Here is a 17,446-nt window from a genome sequence, read left to right as displayed (position 1 = left end):
CCCTTTCTCTTTATTGACTGGTGGACTATCGATGGAACTGATGCACTCAGGCGCAACTTTTCGCCGTTCGTTTAAGCTCGGCGTTCTCTGTGCGGGCATGGCTTTACTTTACAGTTCTCAACTTTTAGCGGCCAGTGAGGCGTTAACCCGCGCGGGGCAAATCACCTCAGCAGGTTTAGCGCAACAGCAAGAACTGCCTTCATTAACCGGTGAGGTGGCGGAACCCGCCCTCGCTAATGTCCCCGATTTTCTGACCATCAACCAGGCGGTGCAGCGCGCCATTCAGTGGCATCCCGATATCGCGCAGGCGGTAGGGAAAATGCTGGAGCAGGCCAATCAGGTTGATGTGGCGAAAGCCAAATATTATCCGCAAATCAGCGCGGGCATGAACAACGGCTACAGCAACGCTTACAGCGAAAAGGGTTTCAGCCCGTCGTTTGTGCTGTCGGTTTCACAGATGCTGTATGACTTTGGCAAGGTCAGCAGTTCAGTGCGATCCGCCGAAGCGGGCGTGGCGCAGGAGCAGGCCAACGTGCTGGTGAGCATTGATACCGTGGCGCACGATACCGCCGCAGCGCTGGTGGAAGTGCAGGGTTATCAGCAACTGGTGATCATTGCGCAACAGCAGCTCACGGCGTTGAGCAAGATTGGCGATCTGGCGCGCCAGCGTAATGAAGAGGGCGCGGCATCGCTTTCGGATGCCACGCAAACCGATGCGCGTATCGAAGGCGCACGCACCACCTTAACGCAGTATCAAGCCAACCTCGACCGCTGGCGCGCCACGCTGGCGACCTATCTTGGCTGGCCGCTGGTGAAAAAAGTCAGCGACGATTTCCCCACCAAACTCACCCAATCCTGTCAGGTGGCGAAAGCCGATGACAAGCTCAATCCGTCGGTGCTGGCCGCCTGGGCGCAGGCTAATCAGGCACAGGCCAAACTCGATAATGCTAACGCGCAAAACATGCCGACCATCTCGCTGGAACCGCAGGTGACGCATTATCTCAACAATCACTACTCCGGCAGCGAAACGCTGGATCGCACGCAATATTCGGCATTTGTGAAAGTGGAAATGCCGCTTTATCAGGGCGGCGGCATCACCGCCAGCCGTGACGCAGCCGCCAATGCGCTGCAGGCGGCCAATGCCGCGGTTAACTCGGCGCGGCTTAAAGCGCGTCAGCAGCTGAGCGAGTCGCAAAACGAATCGCAAAGCCTGTCGCTCAGCCTGGCGATCATGGGACGGCAACAGGCGCTGGGTGAGAAAACCCAGTCGCTCTATCAGGATCAGTATCTGCAACTCGGCACGCGTCCGCTGCTGGATGTACTCAACGCCGAGCAGGAAGTGTTCCAGACCCGTTTTACACTCCAGCAAACCATCAGCCAGTTGCGCTCACTGCAGCTCGATTGCCTCTACAGCACCGGGCATATGCGGTCGGCGTTTGCCTTGAATAATCAGCGGATCCAGTCCGTGGAGATCCAGCCATGACGCAATTACAGATCCCCGACGCGCCCGACAGCGCGTCCGGGGGAAACGTGCCCTTACACGGATGGGCCACCGCGATCATCCTGATTGCCACCCATTATCGCTTGCCCTGTTCGCCGGGTATGATCATGGCTGCTGCCGAATGGCAGGGCAAACAGTCGCGCGATAAAGCATTGCGCCATCTGGCGCGCCAGGCCGGTTTATCGTTGCAGCTGTATGAAGAGAACAAGTGGGAGATCACCAGCTGGCGCTTGCCGCTGGCGATCGAACTGGCCGACGGTCAGGTGGGCGTGATCACCCAGTTTGATGGCGATGATGAAGTGCGGGTGCATTTCGCCGGTGATGAACAGCCCGCGCCGATTGCGCTGGAAACCTTGCTGCCGGAAATCCGTTTTGCCGCCGCGCTGCGTCCGGTTACTGCGGCCAAAGACAGCCGCGTCGATCGCTATCTCGCCACGGTGAAACCGGATTGGCTGCGCCGTCTGGTGCTGCACGATCTGCGGCCGTACGGCTACGTGATGCTCGGATCCTTCCTGATCAACCTGCTGGCGCTGGTCGGCATTATCTTCTCAATGCAGGTATACGATCGGGTGATTCCGGCGCAGTCCTATCCCACGCTCTACGTGCTGTATATTGGCGTGATCATCTCGGTGGTGTTCACTTACATCCTGCGCGTCGGGCGCGATCACGTGACCGATCTGCTGGGCAAGCGCGCCGATATGCGCGTCTCCGATCGGGTATTTGGGCACGCACTGCGGCTGCGAAACAGCGCGGTGCCGCGTTCGACCGGCACCTTTATCTCGCAGCTGCGTGAGCTGGAAGCGATCCGCGAAATGGTCACCTCAACCACAGTGACCGCGATTGTTGATATGCCGTTCTTCCTGCTGTTCATGCTGGTGATGGCGATTATCGCGCCGCAGCTGGCGTGGATTGCGCCGGTGGCGGTGCTGCTGATGATCTTGCCGGGCGTGCTGAGCCAGAAAAAGCTTTCGAAGCTGGCGCAGCAAAACCTGAAAGAGTCGACGCTGCGTAATGCGGTGCTGGTGGAGAGCGTGCAAGGGTTGGAGGATATCAAGCTGATGCAGGCGGAAGATCGCTTCCTGCAACAGTGGAACAGCTACATTCGCATTACCGCGCAATCCGGCGTGGAGATGCGCAAAGTGATGCACTCGTTGATTACCTGGGGCGTCACCGTGCAGGGCTTGGTGTATGCCAGCGTGATTGTGATCGGTGCGCCGATGGTGATCAACGGCGACATCACCACCGGTGCGATTGTGGCGGCGTCGCTGCTTTCTTCCCGCATGATTGCGCCGATGGCCACGCTGTGCGGCGTGCTGGCGCGCTGGCAACAGGTGAAAGCGGCGAAAGGCAGTCTTGATGCGCTGATGAATTTGCCGGTGGAAAACAGCAAAGATGAAACGCGCATTCACACGCCGGTGCTGTTTGGTCACTACCAATTCACCGATGCGATGTTCCGTTACTACACCGATTCGCTGAACATCGCGCTGCGCATTAAAAGCCTGACCATCAAACCGGGCGAGCGCATTGCGGTGCTGGGACGTAACGGATCGGGCAAATCAACCTTGCTGCAGGCGATGATCGGCGGCATCGATTTGGTCGGCGGTGAACTGCGGCTGGATAACCTCAGCCTGCCGCACATAGATGTAGCAGATGTGCGGCGCAACGTGGGCCTGCTGACGCAAAACGCGCGCTTGTTCCACGGCACGTTACGAGAAAATCTCACCATGGGCGCGGCGCACGCCACTGATGATGCCATCTTCGGCGCACTCACCGTCAGCGGCGGCGCGGATTTCATTCGTCGTCTGCCGCTCGGCCTTGATCATCCGATCATGGAAGGCGGCGTTGGGCTTTCTGGTGGTCAGCGTCAGTCGCTGCTATTGGCGCGCATGCTGCTGCGCGATCCCAACATTATCCTGCTGGATGAGCCGACGGCGGCGCTTGACGATCATACCGAGAAAGAGTTTATCGAACGGCTCGGACAGTGGCTCAACGGCCGCACCTTGATCGTGGCGACGCACCGTGCGGCGATCCTCGCGTTGGTGGATCGTGTGCTGGTGTTGAAAGAGGGACAACTGGTGATGGATAGCCCGAAAGAGAACGCCTTGCCGGCACCGCGTGCGAACGGCATTCCGCCGGAGACGCAATCATGATCAAACAATTACCGGCAAGACTGCGTTTAGTCACGGCGGCAGAAGTGGATTCCTCCGACGATCTGCTGGGTGAACTGCGATCCGAAACCCATTACACCGGCGCGGTGCGACTGATCGTCATCAGTACCGCACTGATCCTCGTTACGGTGATTTGGGCATGGTTTGGCGTGCTGGATGAAGTCTCAACCGGTACCGGCAAAGTGATCCCCAGTTCGCGCGATCAGGTGCTGCAATCGCTGGAAGGCGGCATTCTCACCGAGCTGTATGTGCATGAAGGCGATCAGGTACAGGCCGGACAAGTGGTGGCGCGTCTGGATGCCACGCGATCGGAATCCAATGTGGGCGAAAGTGCGGCGCGCTATCGTGCGGCATTGGCTGCCGCCTCGCGCCTTAATGCTGAAGTGAACGATCAGCCGCTGAGTTTCCCGGCGGAGCTGAATAAGTTTCCCGATCTGATCGCCTCAGAAACGCGGCTGTACAAAACCCGCCGCGCGCAGCTGACTGATGCCACCGCGCAGTTCAAAGAGTCGCTGGCGCTGGCCAACCGCGAGCTGGCCATCACGCAGCGCCTGGCGAAAACCGGCGCCGCCAGTAGCGTGGAAGTGCTGCGTTTGCAGCGCGATAAGTCGGATCTGGAGCTGAAACTCACCGATATGCGTTCGCAATATTACGTGCAGGCGCGCGAGGAGCTGGCGAAAGCCAATGCCGAGGCAGACAGCATGGCGCAAGTAGTGAGAGGACGCGAAGACACGGTGACGCGATTAACCATCCGTTCGCCGATGCGCGGCATCGTGAAAAACATCAAAGTCTCGACCGTGGGCGGCGTGGTGCCACCGAATGGCGAGCTGATGAACATCGTGCCAATGAACGATCGGCTGCTGATTGAGGCACGCCTGTCACCGCGCGATATCGCCTTTATTCATCCCGGCCAGCGGGCGGTAGTGAAGATCTCAGCTTATGACTACGCCATTTATGGCGGCCTGAACGGCGTGGTGGAGAGCATCTCGCCGGATACCATTCAGGATGAGGTGAAGCCGGAAATTTACTACTACCGCGTGTTTATCCGCACCGATAACGACTATGTGCAGAATAAAGCCGGTAAGCGCTTCTCCATCAGTCCCGGCATGGTTTCTACCGTGGATATTAAGACCGGTGAGAAGACGGTGATGGATTATCTGATCAAGCCGTTTAATAAGGGGAAGGAGGCGATGCGGGAGCGGTGATTGATGCTGTCCGATTGCAGGGCGCTAAAATCTCCGCGATAATCGCGCCAATCAATCCCTTCCTCGTCGGGCCTAACGACGCGGAGGGGATTTTTTATTTATCTCCTAAACTGGTGAAACGATTACCGCCTTAATGAGGACGAATTATGTATAACACCCTGGGCAATCAGTACGATAACTCCCTGGTTTCTAACGCCTTCGGTTTCATGCGCTTCCCGCTGAACTTCCAGCCATACGACAGCGACGCTGAGTGGGTGATCACCGGTGTTCCTTTCGATGCCGCAACCTCAGGCCGTCCGGGCAGTCGTTTAGGGCCGGGCGCGATTCGTCAGATCTCAACCAACCTGGCGTGGGAAGGCTGCCGCTGGCCGTGGGACTTCGATCTGCGTCAACGTCTGAACGTGGTGGACTGCGGCGATTTAGTTTATGCCTTCGGCGATTCACAGGATCTCTCTGACAAACTGCAGGCGCATGCCGAGAAACTGCTGGCAAACGGTAAGCGTATGCTGACTTTTGGCGGTGACCACTACGTTACGTTGCCGCTGCTGCGCGCGCACGCTAAGCACTTCGGCAAAATGGCGCTGGTGCATTTCGACGCGCATACCGATACCTATTCCAATGGCCCAACCTTCGATCACGGCACCATGTTCTTCACCGCGCCGAAAGAGGGGTTGATCGATCCGCAACACTCTGTGCAGATCGGTATTCGTACTGAGTTCGATAAGAGCCTCGGCTTCAACGTGCTGGATGCCGCGCAGGTCAATGACCGCAGCGTTGATGACATTCTGGCGGAAGTGAAGCGCACCGTTGGCGATCTGCCGGTGTATCTGACCTTCGATATCGACTGCCTCGATCCCGCTCATGCACCGGGCACCGGTACGCCAGTGATTGGCGGTCTGAGCAGTGATAAAGCCACTAAGCTGATTCGCGGTTTACAGGGCATGAACATCGTTGGCATGGATCTGGTGGAAGTGGCGCCGGGCTACGATCACGCCGATCTAACCTCGCTGGCAGCAGCCACACTGGCGCTGGATATGCTGCACGTGCAGGCGGCAAATAAAGGTTAATCCTTTTGCTTGCGGCTACACTTACTGGCGGTTAATTAATCTGCGGAGGCGACTATGGGTTTACTGGACGATTTAGTGGGATCGCTGGGAAACAGCAACGGAAGCGGGCAGAGTAATCAGCTGCAACAGCTGATGGCTATCTGGAACTGGGTGCAGGAGCAGGGTGGCGTCGAAGTGCTGCTGCAGAAATTTCAGCAGGGCGGACTTGGGCAGGTGCTGAATAGCTGGCTTGGCAGCGGCAGTAATCAGTCGGTTGATGGCGGCGAGATTCAAAATGCGCTTGGCCAGGATCAGCTGCAGTCGCTGGCGGATAAGCTCGGCACCGATGTACATGGTGCGTCCGGTACGCTGGCTGCCTTATTGCCGCAGGTGATTGATAAGCTATCGCCGCAGGGCCACATTAAGACGTCGAATACCCAGGATTTGGGTGCGATGGTGGATGGATTGTTTAAGCGTTGATTATTGCTTGCTTGATCTTTGCTTGCTTGGTCTTTGCTTGCTGTCCCCCATCCCGGCCTTCCCCCGTTAACGGGGGAAGGAGATGTTGCTATATGCAGCCTCTGAGCGTACATATTGCAACATCTTCCTCCCCCATTGATGGGGGAGGATCGAGGAGGGGGACAGCCAGCACAATTCACTTCCCAGCGGCAATGCGCTCACGAATATGCTGGGCGCGCGCTTCCGAATCCGGGTGCGAATCAAACATCGAACTCTGGCGCCCCTGTTCCAGCTTCGCCAGCTTCTCAAAGCTGGTCGCTAATCCCATCGGATCAATACTGCGCTTTTTCATCAGGTCAAACGAGTAATCATCGGCTTGTGTTTCCTGGGTTTGTGAGAACTGCGCATTCACTAGTTTCTCGCCCATCTCACCCAGCTGCGATTGTGACAGCGAGCCAATCACGCCGCCGACGGAAGCCGCAGCGGTGCGCGTTGCAGTGGTCGTCAGCGCTACCTGCATCGCTTTACGCGTATGGCCCAGTGCGACGTGGCCCATCTCATGACCAAGCACACCTTCAACTTCGTTGTCGGTCATCATATCCATCAACCCGCTGTAGACGCGGATACAACCGTTGGCCATCGCCCAGGCGTTGACGTCTTTGGTCTGGTAAACCTTGTAGTTGGCAGGCACGCCGTTGATGTTATCCCCCAACGCCGCAGCGATTTTGTTCAGGCGCTGCTGATATTCACTGTTGGCGGGTGCAACCTGATTGTCTTTATCCATCTGCGCACAAGATTGATCGCTTAACTCTTTCACTTGCGCATCATTCAGCGCGTAGGCCTGATAAGCCTGCGCACCAGATTGCAGCAGCGCGTTGTTATCAAATCCTTCGCAGCCGCTCAGCAACGAAGCCATTCCCAGAGCAACAATGGTAGCTCTCATTTTCATATCGGCATCCTTTGGGTAACAAGGTAAATAAAACAAACACCTGAAACCGTCACAGGTGTTTAAACGATTTGGTTATAGCTCGCATGTTGTGCAATGGCTAGCAGACAAGGCCGGAAATGCAAACGGTTACCCGTGATTTAGCATCCAGATGCATGTACTTTTGTCCTGATTTTCATGTACATTGATGTGCGACTTTTTTCTCGCTTCGCCTTATAACTGATTAATTACAATAAGTTAAGCGTGGCGGAGCATTAATCCGACCTGGAGTAGAAGATGCCCTCTCGTAAAGAGCTTGCCAACGCCATTCGCGCGTTAAGTATGGATGCAGTACAAAAAGCCAATTCGGGACATCCGGGTGCCCCGATGGGCATGGCGGACATCGCCGAAGTACTGTGGCGTGACTTCCTGAACCATAACCCTACTAACCCGCTGTGGGCAGATCGCGACCGCTTTGTGCTGTCGAACGGTCACGGCTCAATGCTGATTTACAGCCTGCTGCACCTCACTGGCTACAATCTGCCAATGAGCGAGCTGCAGAACTTCCGTCAGCTGCACTCTAAAACTCCAGGCCACCCGGAATACGGTTACACCGCAGGCGTTGAAACCACTACCGGCCCGCTGGGTCAGGGCATTGCGAACGCAGTGGGTTTTGCCATTGCCGAGCGCACGCTGGCGGCGCAGTTCAACCGCCCGGGTCATGACATCGTAGACCATAACACCTACGTGTTTATGGGCGACGGCTGCATGATGGAAGGCATCTCACACGAAGTCTGCTCTATCGCCGGCACCCTGAAGCTGGGCAAACTGGTTGCCTTCTATGATGACAACGGCATCTCCATCGACGGTCACGTTGACGGCTGGTTCACCGACGACACCGCTAAACGCTTTGAAGCCTACGGCTGGCACGTGGTGCGCGGCGTGGACGGTCACGATGCCGACGCGATTAAGAAAGCGGTTGAAGAGGCCAAAGCGGTTTCCGACAAGCCTTCGCTGCTGATGTGCAAAACCGTGATTGGCTTCGGTTCGCCGAACAAAGCCGGTACGCACGACTCGCACGGCGCGCCGCTGGGTGCCGACGAAATCGCGCTGACCCGCAAGCAGCTGGGCTGGAACCACGGTCCGTTTGAAATCCCTTCCGACATCTACGCGCAGTGGGATGCCAAAGAAGCCGGCCAGGCGAAAGAGTCCGCGTGGGACCAGAAGTTTGCTGCCTATGCCGCTGCACATCCGGAGCTGGCTGCAGAGTTCAAACGTCGCGTAAACAACGAGCTGCCAGCTAACTGGGCCACTGAGTCGCAGAAGTTCATCGAGCAGCTGCAGGCCAATCCGGCGAAAATCGCCAGTCGTAAAGCCTCGCAGAACGCCATCGAAGCCTTCGGTAAAATCCTGCCGGAATATCTGGGCGGCTCCGCTGACCTGGCGCCAAGCAACCTCACCATGTGGTCCGGTTCTAAGCCAATCAATGAAGACGCGGCGGGCAACTACATCCATTACGGCGTGCGCGAGTTCGGTATGACCGCCATCGCCAACGGCCTCGCGCTGCACGGCGGCTTCCTGCCGTACACTGCGACCTTCCTGATGTTCGTCGAGTACGCGCGCAACGCCGCACGTATGGCCGCGCTGATGAAAATCCGTCAGATCATGGTCTACACCCACGACTCGATTGGTCTGGGCGAAGATGGCCCGACGCACCAGCCGGTTGAGCAGATGGCCAGCCTGCGCGTGACGCCAAACATGAGCCTGTGGCGCCCGTGCGACCAGGTTGAGTCAGCGGTGGCGTGGAAATATGCCATTGAACGTGTTGACGGCCCGTCGGCGCTGATCTTCTCGCGTCAGAACCTGGCGCAGCAGGATCGCAGCGCTGAGCAGCTGGCGAACGTGGCGCGTGGTGGTTACGTGCTGAAGGACAGTGAAGGCACACCAGAGCTGATCCTGATCGCTACCGGTTCAGAAGTGGAGCTGGCGGTGGCTGCTTATGAGCAGCTGACGGCGGAAGGACGCAAAGTGCGCGTGGTGTCTATGCCATCCACTGACGCCTTCGACAAGCAGGACGCGGCGTACCGTGAATCCGTGCTGCCAAAAGCGGTTGCCGCACGCGTGGCGATTGAAGCGGGGATCGCGGATTACTGGTTCAAATACACCGGCCTGAACGGGGCGATCGTCGGCATGACCACCTTCGGTGAGTCAGCGCCTGCGGATCAGCTGTTCAAAGAGTTTGGTTTCACCGTTGAGAACGTGGTTAAAACGGCGAAATCGATTCTGTGATTTGAGGTCGCCATCAATGGCGACCGTACACAGCGGGTATAAAGGGCGTCCCAGCTGGGGCGCCCTTATTGATTCACCACCTCCAACCTGAAACGGTTCAATTATTCCTGTAGTAATAATTCCGCAGTGCAAAAATTGTGACGTAGATCCAATATTCCGCCACTCACTTGATCGCAATCATTCCCGTTATTCCTCTCTTGCATTACTCTAGCTGAACCGTTTCAGTCTCCAGCGAAAACGTGCATCTTGCCGGTGAGAGCAGGCAATAATTCCCTGTACAAAACGGTGTGAAACGCTCAGGCTAATCGGCACGTTTTTTCGGGTGTTGTTGAAGGTAGAAATGACCGTTCGCGTAGCAATAAATGGTTTTGGTCGTATCGGGCGTAACGTGTTGCGCGCTCTGTATGAAACCGGTCGCCGGGCTGAGATCACCGTGGTCGCCATTAACGAGCTGGCCGATGCCGCCGGGATGGCGCATCTGCTGAAGTACGACACCAGCCACGGCCGTTTTGCCTTTGATGTGCGCCAGGAGCGCGATCAGCTGTTTGTTGGCGACGACACCATTCGCATCCTGCATCAGGCGGAAATCGATGTGTTGCCGTGGCGCGAACTGAATGTGGATATCGTGCTGGATTGCACCGGCGTGTACGGCAGCCGCGCTGATGGCGAAGCCCATCTGGCAGCAGGTGCGAAGAAAGTGTTGTTCTCGCATCCGGGCGGTAACGATCTCGATGCTACTGTCGTATTCGGTGTTAACGAACAAGCTCTTAAACAAACTGACCACATTGTCTCCAACGCATCCTGTACCACCAACTGCATTATTCCGGTGATCAAGTTGCTGGATGACGCCTTTGGCATTGAGTCGGGCACCGTGACTACCATTCACTCGGCGATGCACGATCAGCAGGTGATTGACGCCTACCACAGCGATCTGCGTCGTACCCGCGCCGCCAGCCAATCGATCATTCCGGTAGATACGCGTCTTGCTGCTGGCATTACCCGTATTTTTCCGAAATTTAACGATCGCTTTGAGGCGATTGCGGTGCGCGTGCCCACCATCAACGTGACAGCCATTGATTTGAGCGTCTCGGTGCGCGAAGCGGTGAAGGCCTGCGAGGTTAATGCCTTGTTGCGAAATGCGTCAGAAGGGGCGTTTCGTGGTATAGTTGACTATACGGAATTACCGTTAGTCTCAGTAGATTTTAACCATGATCCGCACAGTGCCATAGTCGATGGCACGCAAACGCGGGTCAGTGGTCATCACCTTATCAAAACGCTGGTTTGGTGTGACAACGAATGGGGCTTTGCTAACCGCATGATCGACACCACGTTAGCAATGACCGCAAGCGGTTTCAGGTAAGACGCGGACTGCGTCTGGCAAAACTTATGAGAATCAACGAGAGGGTTCACCATGTCTGTAATTAAGATGACCGATCTGGATCTTGCTGGTAAACGCGTTCTGATCCGTGCCGATCTCAACGTGCCAGTGAAAGAAGGGAAAGTGACGTCAGATGCACGTATTCGTGCTTCTCTGCCTACCATCGAAGCGGCGTTGAAACAGGGCGCGAAAGTGATGGTTACCTCTCACCTGGGTCGTCCGACCGAAGGTGAATACAACGAAGAGTTCTCCCTGCTGCCGGTTGTTAACTACCTGAAAGACAAACTGAACGGCACCAACGTTACCCTGGCAAAAGATTACCTCGACGGCGTTGAAGTCGGCGCGGGCGAATTGGTTGTGCTGGAAAACGTGCGCTTTAACAAAGGCGAGAAAAAAGACGAAGAAGGCCTGTCGAAGAAATATGCCGCGCTGTGCGACGTGTTTGTGATGGATGCGTTTGGTACTGCGCACCGCGCACAGGCTTCTACCCACGGCGTAGGCAAGTTCGCACCAATCGCGTGTGCCGGTCCGCTGCTGTCAGCTGAGCTGGAAGCGCTGGGCAAAGTGATGAGCAACCCAGAGCGTCCATTAGTTGCTGTGGTTGGTGGTTCTAAAGTGTCGACCAAGTTTGATGTGCTGCAGTCGCTGGTGAAAATTGCTGACACCGTGATTGTGGGCGGCGGTATCGCGAATACCTTCGTGGCTATCGACAACAACGTCGGCAAATCACTTTTTGAGCCAGACTTCGTTGAAGCAGCGAAAAAGCTGCGTGACGAGCATGGCATCCCGGTTCCTACCGATTCTCGCGTAGGCACGGAATTCTCTGAAACTGCGCCGGCTACCGTGAAAAAGGTTTCCGAAGTAGCGGATAACGAAGAGATTATGGACTTCGGTGACGAAACCGCTCAGGCAATGGCCGCGATTCTGAAAGGCGCGAAAACCATTCTGTGGAACGGCCCGGTTGGCGTGTTCGAGTTTCCGAACTTCCGTAAAGGCACCGAAATCGTGGCGAATGCTATCGCCGATAGCGATGCGTTCTCAGTGGCAGGTGGCGGCGATACGCTGGCTGCAATCGACCTGTTCGGTATCGAAGATAAGATCTCTTATATCTCTACCGGCGGCGGCGCATTCCTCGAGTTCGTGGAAGGCAAAAAACTGCCAGCAGTTGCTATGCTGGAAGAGCGCGCCAAGCAGTAACTCTTTGGGGGCGGCGCTTTGGCGTCGCCTGAAGGCTAGCCCTGTATGGGGCAATCAAATCGCAATCCCTTCGGGGATGAACGGTAACGAAACGGGACACAAACATGTCTAAAATTTTTGATTTCGTAAAACCCGGCGTTGTCACTGGTGACGACGTTCAGAAAATTTTCCAGGTAGCGAAAGAGAACAAATTCGCTCTGCCAGCAGTTAACTGCGTCGGCACGGACTCTATCAACGCGGTATTGGAAGCTGCGGCCAAAGTGAAAGCGCCGGTCATCGTTCAGTTCTCCAATGGTGGTGCTGCCTTCATCGCCGGTAAAGGTTTCAAAACCGACAAACCTCAGGGCGCGGCAATCTTCGGCGCTATCGCGGGTGCATACCATGTGCATCTGATGGCTGAACAGTACGGCGTGCCAGTTATCCTGCACACCGATCACTGCGCCAAGAAACTGCTGCCGTGGATCGACGGTCTGTTGGACGCGGGCGAAGAGCACTTCAAGAAAACCGGTAAGCCGCTGTTCTCTTCTCACATGATCGACCTGTCTGAAGAGTCACTGGAAGAGAACATCGAGATCTCTGCTAAGTATCTGGCGCGCATGGCCAAGCTGGATATGACGTTGGAAATCGAACTGGGTTGCACCGGTGGCGAAGAAGACGGCGTGGACAACAGCCACATGGACGCTTCTGCTCTGTACACTCAGCCAGAAGACGTTGATTACGCTTACACCGAGCTGAGCAAAATCAGCCCACGTTTCACCATCGCGGCTTCATTCGGTAACGTGCACGGCGTGTACAAGCCAGGCAACGTGAAACTGACTCCAACCATCCTGCGTGATTCTCAGGAATACGTGGCCAAGAAACACAATCTGCCGCACAACGCGCTAGACTTCGTGTTCCACGGTGGTTCAGGTTCTTCTGCTGCAGAAATCGAAGAGTCTATCGGCTACGGCGTGATCAAGATGAACATCGATACCGACACCCAATGGGCAACATGGGACGGTATTCTGCAGTACTACAAAAAGAACGAAGACTATCTGCAAGCGCAGTTGGGTAACCCGACTGGCGTGGATAGCCCGAATAAGAAATACTACGACCCACGCGTGTGGCTGCGTTCTGCTCAGGCTTCAATGGTTGTTCGCCTCGAGCAGGCTTTCAAAGAGCTTAACGCTGTCGACGTACTGTAATTTTTCCTTACAGTAGCAAAAAGGCCCGCAAGGGCCTTTTTTTATGCGTCTCGTCCGGAAAATCCCACGAATTCAGGCCATTTTTGGCGCTTCGCCCTATTTTTGTTTACCCTTGTAATCGGAATGCCGGAGTCAATCTGGCAGTTTTTGGCAATTTCCTGCGGGAAACTCAACAACAGGGCTAACAAATGGAAGACTTAAACGTCGTCGACGGCATTAATAGTGCGGGTGGATGGCTGGTACGTAATCAGGCGCTGATCCTGAGCTATGCGGTCAATATTGTGGCGGCGATTGTTACCATCATCATTGGTATGTTCATTGCCCGCATCGTCTCCAATGCAATTAATCGCGTTCTGCTGGCGCGTCACATTGATGCGACAGTGGCAGATTTCCTCTCTGCAATGGTGCGCTACGGAATTATCGCTTTCACCGTCATCGCTGCACTGGGACGCGTTGGGGTGCAAACCGCTTCCGTGATTGCCGTGCTGGGTGCTGCCGGTTTGGCGGTGGGTTTGGCGCTGCAAGGCTCGCTATCCAACCTGGCTGCAGGCGTATTGCTGGTGACCTTCCGCCCGTTCAAAACCGGTGAGTTTGTTGATCTCGGTGGCGTGATGGGCACGGTACAAAACGTGCAGATCTTCTCCACCACCTTGAAAACGGCTGATGGCAAAATTGTCGTGGTACCAAACGGTAAAATCATCGCGGGTAATATCATTAACTATTCGCGCGAACCGATCCGTCGCAACGAATTCATTATTGGCGTCGCTTACGATGCGGATGTTGATCAGGTAATTGCACTTTTCCGTGAAGTGGTTGAAGCGGATGAGCGTGTACTGAAAGACTTGGGTATCCAAATCGGCCTGAATGAACTGGCTGCGTCATCGCTCAACTTTGTGGTGCGTTGCTGGAGCAAAAGCAGCGACCTGCAAAACGTCTATTGGGATCTGATGAAGAACTTCAAACGTACGCTGGACGCGAACGGCATCGGAATCCCTTATCCGCAGATGGATGTGCATCTGCATCAGGTGAAGAGCGAGCAACAGCAACCTGCGCGCACTGAGTAAATAAGAAAGGCACCTGCGGGTGCCTTTTTTATTACTTATTCTAATGGCCGATTAAATATTTCAATTTCCTCTAATATCCTCGCGTCACTATACTGCATCGCATCTCCCCATTTTTTAGGATTGTTTCCGTGTTATCTGTTTATTTACAAGGGCTTGCTCTTGGTGCTGCGCTGATTCTGCCGCTAGGGCCGCAAAATGCTTTCGTGATGAATCAGGGCATCAAACGCCACTACCATCTGATGACCGCATCGCTGTGTACCATTAGCGACATTGCGCTGATCTGCGGTGGGATTTTTGGCGGCAGCGCGTTGTTGAATCAATCGCCGATCTTATTGATGCTGATCACCTGGGCGGGCGTGGCGTTTCTGCTGTGGTACGGCTGGGGCGCGCTGCGCAGTGCGTGGAAGGGCGATGTTTCATTGGCTTCTGACGCAGAGCTGAAACAAGGGCGCTGGCGCATTATCGCCACCATCCTGGCAGTCACCTGGCTCAATCCGCATGTCTATCTCGACACCTTTGTGGTGCTCGGCAGCCTCGGTAGCCAGCTTCCCTCTGAAGATGCGCGTCGCTGGTTTGCATTTGGCACCGTGAGCGCCTCAATCATCTGGTTCTTCGGCCTGGCGCTACTGGCAGCGTGGCTGTCGCCGCGGCTGCGCACCGTGCGGGCGCAGCGCATTATCAATCTGCTGGTCGGCGGCGTGATGTGGTTTATCGCCATTCAGCTGGCGCGTCAGGGCATTGCCGCTCTCTAATGCAGATGTAATCCGTACAGTGCGGGTAGCGCGCCCGCGCTGGCGAGCAACTCCAGCCGAATCTGGCTAAAACTCACGCCTTTTGGCACCGCGTGATGACACAGCGAGTGATGATTTTCCGTCACCTCCGCCAAGAGCATCTCATCCAGCCATACCCGATAATGCGTGGTGCAGTGCGGCGTCACCGCCTGTGCGTGCCCCATTTGCACCGTTTCCATCGCATGATCGAAGTCGTTGTCGAACAGCAAGGTAATCTGTTTTGCCCGTTGCGGTTCGTTCCAGAGCCAGCACGCGTAGGGATGCGCATCATCCTGCGCGGGCACCCAGCAATTGGTGTGCTGTTCCGGGCGTAGCTTGCCGTTGAGCAGGTAGTCGCGGTGCCAGAGTTGCAGCGGCATGTCCAGCGCAAAGGCCAGCAGGATTTGCTGCGGGGCACGGCGCGGCAGCCAGAAATCAAACTCATCAACGCCGTAATCGCCATCGTTAATCTGCCGGGTGCGCTTCGCCACGCGCGGATTCAAACTATTGAAGACCATCATCACGCCCGGCAAACGCTGGCTGGTCAGCGCAACTTCAATCGCGGCGTTCTCCTCAAAGGTGATAAACACATAGCGATCGCAATCGGCACGATAATCAAAGCTCAGTCGATACGTGCCTTGCTCAGTAACCGTGATGCTTTGCGTGGCCAGATGGCAATCGCCGCAGATATTGGCCGGATTAGCGCTGGAGAGCAGCGATACCTGTAATTTCTGCGCATATGCGGCGCGTAACTGCACGCTAATCGTCGGCAAGCGTTCACCCGCTTTAAGTGGCAGCAGTAATGCACAGCGGGATTTTAGCGGCTGCCAACCGGCATCAGCGGGCAGGGCGCGCAGCTGTAAGGTACTGCTCACCGTGACATGCGCATCACGCGCGGGGTTTGCCAACGGATGTCGTGGAAAAAACGCGCCCTGACGCAGCAGATGCTGCTGCAGCTGACCAACGCGGTCTGGCTGCGCCAGTTCGGCGGGCGTGTTCTGCATTTGCTGGCACAGCGCTGCCGCGCGACCCACCACTTCGCCCAGCACGCCGCAGGTGCACATAACGCGAGCGCTGCCAAAGGCGACGTGCGTTGCGGAGATTAGTCGGCCAGTTAACAACAGATTGTCCAGCGACTGGCTGTAGAGCGCGCGGAAGGGGATGGTGTAAGTGCCTTTGCTGTGGAACTGACGACAGCCATCGTGTTCGCTGTAGACGCCGTCGGCCGGATGCAGATCAATCGACCAGCCGCCATACGCCACCGCGTCGTAGTGGTCGCGCTGTTCGATGATGTCCTGCTGGCAAAGCAGGGTATCGCCGAGAAAACGCCGACTCTCGCGCTTGCCGGGAATCAGGCCAACCCATTCGATGGTGAGGTTATCGGCATCGGGGAATTCGCCGGAGTTTTTGATGTAATCCCACACTCCCCAGACAATTTTCCACAGCTCCCACTTGATGGTTTCGCTCTCGTGCACGGTATCAAGCCGTCCGCCCCATTCCAGCCACCATAAATCGCAGCCGTTCAGTTCTGAACTCAGGCGTTTATAGCGCGGGATGGCGGTAATCTCTTTCAAGGCGAAAGTGGGCGCAACGAAGCGTACTGATTGCGCTGCGCGCTTGGTGTAGAAGTATATGGAATGCCCGAGCTTGTGGCCAAAATTCTCGCCCGGCGCCATTTTCTCGCCGAACTCCTCCACGGATTCGGCACCTACACGATGCGCCGCACCGGCCAGATAGCCCAACACGCCATCGCCGCTGGCATCGATAAATTGTGACGCCGAAACCTGATAACGCGTTTGATTGATGGCATTGAATGCCTGCACTGACTGCAAGCGGCGGCCCGACTTTTCGATCTCAGTAACAACCGTATTGAGCAGCAAAGTCAGGCCGGGCTGTGCCTGCACCATGTCCAGCAGCACCATATCGAACAGTACCGGATTGCCCTCTTTGTTACGCCACAGGTTCTCCTCCATGATCTCGCCCATGATGCCGCCTTCGCGCGCCCAGCGATTGTTATTGCCCATGTGCGAAGTGGCGCCGTTGGCCCACAAGCGCACTTCGCTGGAGGCGTTGCCGCCCAGTACCGGACGATCCTGAATCAGCACCACATCAAGGCCATCGCGTGCGGCGGCGAGTGCGGCACATACGCCCGCCAGTCCACCGCCGACGATCAGCAACTCCGCTTGTAGCCGTTGTTGCGGAAAGTCGCGCACATTTTGCGTAGAGAAAGTCTGCATCATTTCATTCCTCTGACTCTAAG

13 protein-coding genes are annotated in these 17,446 nt (G+C 56.1%); 11 read left to right on the top strand and 2 right to left on the bottom strand.

The genetic code is table 11. The features are described 5' to 3' along the window. The first annotated feature begins 31 nt into the window (after positions 1-31). From AC6I8A_RS15990 to AC6I8A_RS15970, 5 genes are all read left to right on the top strand, one after another. Complete coding sequence (locus AC6I8A_RS15990) at positions 32-1,483, top strand: TolC family outer membrane protein (RefSeq protein WP_256697322.1); 1,452 nt, start codon at positions 32-34, stop codon at positions 1,481-1,483. Continuing rightward, positions 1,480-3,651, top strand: coding sequence for a type I secretion system permease/ATPase (locus tag AC6I8A_RS15985; RefSeq protein ID WP_497818765.1), 2,172 nt, complete (start codon positions 1,480-1,482; stop codon positions 3,649-3,651). Before AC6I8A_RS15990 ends, AC6I8A_RS15985 begins: the two co-directional genes overlap by 4 nt. After that, positions 3,648-4,874, top strand: a complete 1,227-nt coding sequence (locus AC6I8A_RS15980) for an HlyD family type I secretion periplasmic adaptor subunit (protein WP_256697320.1) — start codon at positions 3,648-3,650, stop codon at positions 4,872-4,874. The genes AC6I8A_RS15985 and AC6I8A_RS15980 overlap by 4 nt, the downstream gene beginning before the upstream one ends. A 146-nt stretch (positions 4,875-5,020) precedes the next feature. Further along, positions 5,021-5,941 (top strand): agmatinase, encoded by a 921-nt coding sequence (gene speB, locus AC6I8A_RS15975; RefSeq protein WP_007890305.1) that lies wholly within the window; start codon positions 5,021-5,023, stop codon positions 5,939-5,941. A 54-nt stretch (positions 5,942-5,995) separates the two neighbouring features. Continuing rightward, the gene (locus tag AC6I8A_RS15970) at positions 5,996-6,400 is read left to right on the top strand and encodes a YidB family protein (RefSeq protein WP_497818764.1); all 405 of its coding nucleotides are present in this window, start codon (positions 5,996-5,998) and stop codon (positions 6,398-6,400) included. Positions 6,401-6,575: 175 nt separating this feature from the next. Here AC6I8A_RS15970 and loiP read toward each other — a convergent pair whose 3' ends face one another. Beyond that, on the bottom strand, positions 6,576-7,328 hold the full coding sequence (gene loiP, locus AC6I8A_RS15965; protein ID WP_436333195.1) for a metalloprotease LoiP: 753 nt from the start codon (positions 7,326-7,328) through the stop codon (positions 6,576-6,578). A gap of 273 nt (positions 7,329-7,601) precedes the next feature. Between loiP and tkt the strand changes: the two genes are divergently transcribed. The 6 genes from tkt (at position 7,602) to argO (ending at position 15,168) form a co-directional block, all read left to right on the top strand. Next, positions 7,602-9,593, top strand: a complete 1,992-nt coding sequence (tkt, locus tag AC6I8A_RS15960; protein ID WP_497818763.1) for a transketolase — start codon at positions 7,602-7,604, stop codon at positions 9,591-9,593. A gap of 340 nt (positions 9,594-9,933) precedes the next feature. After that, complete coding sequence (gene epd / locus AC6I8A_RS15955) at positions 9,934-10,953, top strand: erythrose-4-phosphate dehydrogenase (RefSeq protein WP_497818762.1); 1,020 nt, start codon at positions 9,934-9,936, stop codon at positions 10,951-10,953. Between the two features lie 51 nt (positions 10,954-11,004). Next, positions 11,005-12,168, top strand: coding sequence for a phosphoglycerate kinase (gene pgk / locus AC6I8A_RS15950; RefSeq protein WP_256697314.1), 1,164 nt, complete (start codon positions 11,005-11,007; stop codon positions 12,166-12,168). Positions 12,169-12,272: 104 nt separating this feature from the next. Next, entirely contained in the window at positions 12,273-13,352 is a 1,080-nt protein-coding gene (gene fbaA / locus AC6I8A_RS15945; protein ID WP_256697312.1) for a class II fructose-bisphosphate aldolase, read from the top strand. Positions 13,353-13,540: 188 nt separating this feature from the next. Continuing rightward, a complete protein-coding gene (gene mscS / locus AC6I8A_RS15940; RefSeq protein WP_256697311.1) occupies positions 13,541-14,416 on the top strand; it encodes a small-conductance mechanosensitive channel MscS in 876 nt (291 codons plus the stop codon). Positions 14,417-14,544: 128 nt separating this feature from the next. After that, positions 14,545-15,168, top strand: coding sequence for an arginine exporter ArgO (gene argO, locus AC6I8A_RS15935; RefSeq protein ID WP_061719851.1), 624 nt, complete (start codon positions 14,545-14,547; stop codon positions 15,166-15,168). Here the strand turns inward: argO and AC6I8A_RS15930 are convergent. Then, complete coding sequence (locus AC6I8A_RS15930) at positions 15,165-17,423, bottom strand: FAD-dependent oxidoreductase (protein ID WP_497818960.1); 2,259 nt, start codon at positions 17,421-17,423, stop codon at positions 15,165-15,167. The genes argO and AC6I8A_RS15930 overlap by 4 nt on opposite strands. Between the last annotated feature and the right edge of the window lie 23 nt (positions 17,424-17,446).

The organism is Pantoea sp. X-Soil-ISGK-275, assembly GCF_059730795.1.
This window is presented reverse-complemented; position numbering and strand designations above follow the sequence as displayed.

Excerpts from the sequence above, each read along its gene's own strand:
- AC6I8A_RS15985 (WP_497818765.1), top strand. The coding sequence starts at position 1,480 with ATGACGCAATTACAGATCCCCGACGCGCCCGACAGCGCGTCCGGGGGA.
- loiP (WP_436333195.1), bottom strand. The coding sequence starts at position 7,328 with ATGAAAATGAGAGCTACCATTGTTGCTCTGGGAATGGCTTCGTTGCTG.
- AC6I8A_RS15970 (WP_497818764.1), top strand. The coding sequence starts at position 5,996 with ATGGGTTTACTGGACGATTTAGTGGGATCGCTGGGAAACAGCAACGGA.
- epd (WP_497818762.1), top strand. The coding sequence starts at position 9,934 with ATGACCGTTCGCGTAGCAATAAATGGTTTTGGTCGTATCGGGCGTAAC.
- AC6I8A_RS15930 (WP_497818960.1), bottom strand. The coding sequence starts at position 17,423 with ATGCAGACTTTCTCTACGCAAAATGTGCGCGACTTTCCGCAACAACGG.
- speB (WP_007890305.1), top strand. The coding sequence starts at position 5,021 with ATGTATAACACCCTGGGCAATCAGTACGATAACTCCCTGGTTTCTAAC.
- AC6I8A_RS15990 (WP_256697322.1), top strand. The coding sequence starts at position 32 with ATGGAACTGATGCACTCAGGCGCAACTTTTCGCCGTTCGTTTAAGCTC.
- AC6I8A_RS15980 (WP_256697320.1), top strand. The coding sequence starts at position 3,648 with ATGATCAAACAATTACCGGCAAGACTGCGTTTAGTCACGGCGGCAGAA.
- pgk (WP_256697314.1), top strand. The coding sequence starts at position 11,005 with ATGTCTGTAATTAAGATGACCGATCTGGATCTTGCTGGTAAACGCGTT.
- fbaA (WP_256697312.1), top strand. The coding sequence starts at position 12,273 with ATGTCTAAAATTTTTGATTTCGTAAAACCCGGCGTTGTCACTGGTGAC.
- tkt (WP_497818763.1), top strand. The coding sequence starts at position 7,602 with ATGCCCTCTCGTAAAGAGCTTGCCAACGCCATTCGCGCGTTAAGTATG.
- mscS (WP_256697311.1), top strand. The coding sequence starts at position 13,541 with ATGGAAGACTTAAACGTCGTCGACGGCATTAATAGTGCGGGTGGATGG.